We start from the raw sequence: 2,913 nt of genomic DNA, 5'->3' as shown, positions 1-2,913 counted from the left end.
CGGTGGTGGTGTCGTTAGCAAGCCATTCAATTCTGGGTGTGAACCTACACCTGGCTCTGCCAGAAGCCAGTCTACAGAGCTATGCCACCTGGATCGAGGCGCGTATTCAGGAGAGGCAGGGCGCCCAGGTGGTTACTTGTAACCCAGAGATGATCATGCAGGCGCAGCGGGATCCGGCCTTTGCCCAGGTGCTACAACGAGCAGAGCTGGTGATCCCAGATGGGGCGGGGGTGGTGTGGGCTTTGCGGCGGCAGGGGATCCGCGTCCAGCGGGTGCCGGGGATCGAGCTGGCCGAAGCCCTGATCGCGCTGGCGGCAGAACGGGGGTGGCGCTTGGCCTTGGTGGGGGGAAGGCCGGAAGTCAACCGGGCAGCGATTCAACATTGGCACGCTTGCTTTCCCTCTCTGTCCATTTGGGGCTACCACGGCTACTTCTCCCCTGCCGAGGAAGAAAACCTGCTGCACACTCTCCAGGACTTCCAGCCGCAACTGGTGTGGGTGGGGCTGGGCTCCCCGCGCCAGGAGCTGTGGATCCAGAGATGGCGCAGCCTCTTGCCCCAGGCCATCTGGATGGGGGTGGGGGGCAGCTTCGACATTTGGGCCGGCCAAAAACGGCGAGCCCCCCGCTGGTGGCGTGACCATCACCTGGAATGGTTGTATCGTCTCTATCAGGAACCTTGGCGCTGGCGACGCATGTTGGCTTTGCCCAGGTTTGCCTGGCGGGTGCTGTGGGATCCCGCTTCTCGCTGGCGCCCCTAGCCTGCCGGCGCTTCCTCGTCTTCCTCTTTTGTAGGCGCTTCCTTATGATGCTTGGTCAGCACATCGGCTATTCCCCTCGCGTTCACCGTTGGGCCGGTACAGCTCCCACTCCTCATCTGGCCCCCTTGAGCTTGTACAGCAGCACCCAGCCGGGATCTTTGCAGGCCCCAGCCAGCATGGTGTCCCTGCGGGGCGTGAGCAAGGTCTTCCCCAACGGCAACTTGATTTTTCAGGATGTGAACCTGGAGGTGCGCCGCGGCGAGTTCGTGTTTGTTACCGGCGTGTCGGGAGCGGGCAAGTCCACCCTCTTGCGACTGCTCTACGGGGACGAACAGGCCACCGAGGGCACGGTTGTGGTGGATCAGGTGTGCCTATGTTCTTCGGAAGGGCGGCGGCCCTACCGCATTCCACCCCGTCCGCTGGCGATGCTGCGGCGGCGCTTGGGGGTGGTCTTTCAAGACTATCGCCTGTTGGCCAACCGCACCCTGGCGGAAAATGTGGCCTTTGTGCTGCGCGCCCAAGGGCTGTCCCCCGCCGAAATCCGCCGCCGCATCGGGCCGACTTTGAAGATGGTGGGGCTGACCGAAAAGCGGGATCGCTTTCCCCATGAGCTTTCGGGAGGAGAACAGCAGCGCCTCAGCCTGGCCCGTGCCATTGTTAACATGCCGGTGCTGCTGCTGGCAGACGAGCCGACGGGGAACCTGGATCCGGAAAACTCGCTCTTGGTTCTCCAGATTTTGGAGCGGCTCAATTCTTTTGGGGTGACTGTCATCATGACCAGCCACGACCCCCATCTGGTGGAGCGGGCCGGCCACCGGGTGGTGCGCATGGAAGGAGGACGCCTGTATGATCTGCGCTGAGGCGCTGCATAGGGCGGGAATCCCGAAGATTGGGTTTACTGGCAGTGTTGGGCGGTAAACAGCATGCAATCTCTCTCCCGATTTCTCAACAAGATTCGCTATCTCCTGCAAGAGACTTTTTTGGGGTTGCGGCGGGGAGGCTGGCTGAACTGGGCGGCGGTGAGCACCCTGCTGGTGTTGCTGTTTTTGGTGGGGATCGGCGTGGAGCTGTCTTGGGGGGTGGATGCGACGGTGCGATCCCTGGGGGAGCAACTGGAGATCTCCGTCTATCTGGAGCCGGAACGCCAAGGGGTGGAGTTGCAGCCCCAGGTCGCCCAATTGCCCCACGTGGTGGCGGTGAAGGTCATCACCAAAGACCAAGCTTGGCGCACCCTCCTCATCGAGATGGGGATCCAGGATGAGGCGGCGATGGAAACCCAGTTGGGGGAGAACCCTTTGGTGGATGCCCTGCGGGTCAAGGCGGATTCCGCCGAAGCCCTGGGGGAGGTGGCGGCACAGATTCGCCAATTGGAAGGGGTAGACGAGGTGTACTACGGCAGCCGCATCGTGGAACAACTGGCCCAAATTCAGGAGATGCTGCGGCTGGGATCCCTGGGCATCACCGGGGTGTTGGCCCTGACGGCGGTGGCTGTGATCACCACCACCATTCGGCTGATCGTCATGGCGCGGCGGCGGGAGATCGAGGTGATGCAACTGGTGGGGGCAACGGCAGCTTGGATTTACTTGCCCTTTATTTTGCAGGGCTGCCTGTTCGGGGTGATCAGCGCGCTAGGGGCTTGGGGCTTGGTTCTGGGATCCCGACAGTTGCTGCAGGAGGTGCTGGAGCGGTTGATCGCCTTGCCCTTTCTCAAGGTGATGCAGGCGGATCCCGGCCAACTGGAGTTTTGGTTCTTGCCGCTGCTGCTGTTGGGGATGGGGGTTTTTCTGGGCACCGGCAGCAGCTTGATCGCAGTGCGTAAGTCGGTCGGGCGCTGAGCAAGGGAAGGATTGGCCGGTTCTCTGCTAAAATCAGGATCCCCTGTAACAATAGATGCCAAGGTTAAAACTGCGATGATGGCCCCACGCAAGCATCAACTGGCTATCGACAACGACGAGCTGATGCGTCGGGTAGAGGCTCTGATCAACGCCTCCAAAAATCGCTACCGCATCACAGTACAGGTGGCCAACCGGGCCAAGCGCCGTCGCTACGACGATCCCGACGATCTGGAAGATGGCTGGATGAAGCCCATCCGCCGCGCCGTCATCGAGATGTCGGATGAACTGACTGAGCCGGAAATCATCGGCGACGAGTAGCT

4 protein-coding genes are annotated in these 2,913 nt (G+C 61.7%); all 4 read left to right on the top strand.

Annotated elements, in window-relative coordinates; translation table 11 throughout:
* Positions 1–2: 2 nt before the first annotated feature.
* The 4 genes from NW844_RS03065 (at position 3) to NW844_RS03050 (ending at position 2,911) form a co-directional block, all read left to right on the top strand.
* Entirely contained in the window at positions 3–758 is a 756-nt protein-coding gene (locus tag NW844_RS03065; RefSeq protein ID WP_414333367.1) for a WecB/TagA/CpsF family glycosyltransferase, read from the top strand.
* Positions 759–802: 44 nt separating this feature from the next.
* Positions 803–1,618, top strand: coding sequence for a cell division ATP-binding protein FtsE (locus NW844_RS03060; protein ID WP_414333366.1), 816 nt, complete (start codon positions 803–805; stop codon positions 1,616–1,618).
* Positions 1,619–1,681: 63 nt separating this feature from the next.
* A complete protein-coding gene (locus NW844_RS03055) occupies positions 1,682–2,593 on the top strand; it encodes a cell division protein FtsX (protein WP_414333364.1) in 912 nt (303 codons plus the stop codon).
* Positions 2,594–2,671: 78 nt separating this feature from the next.
* Entirely contained in the window at positions 2,672–2,911 is a 240-nt protein-coding gene (locus tag NW844_RS03050) for a DNA-directed RNA polymerase subunit omega (RefSeq protein WP_414333373.1), read from the top strand.
* The last annotated feature ends 2 nt before the right edge of the window (positions 2,912–2,913 follow it).

Origin of the sequence: Synechococcus sp. H55.2 (assembly GCF_047462495.1) — a bacterium.
Taxonomy (GTDB): Bacteria; Cyanobacteriota; Cyanobacteriia; order Thermostichales; family Thermostichaceae; genus Thermostichus.
Note: the sequence above shows the minus strand (reverse complement) of the source record. Positions and strands in the feature narration are given on the sequence as shown.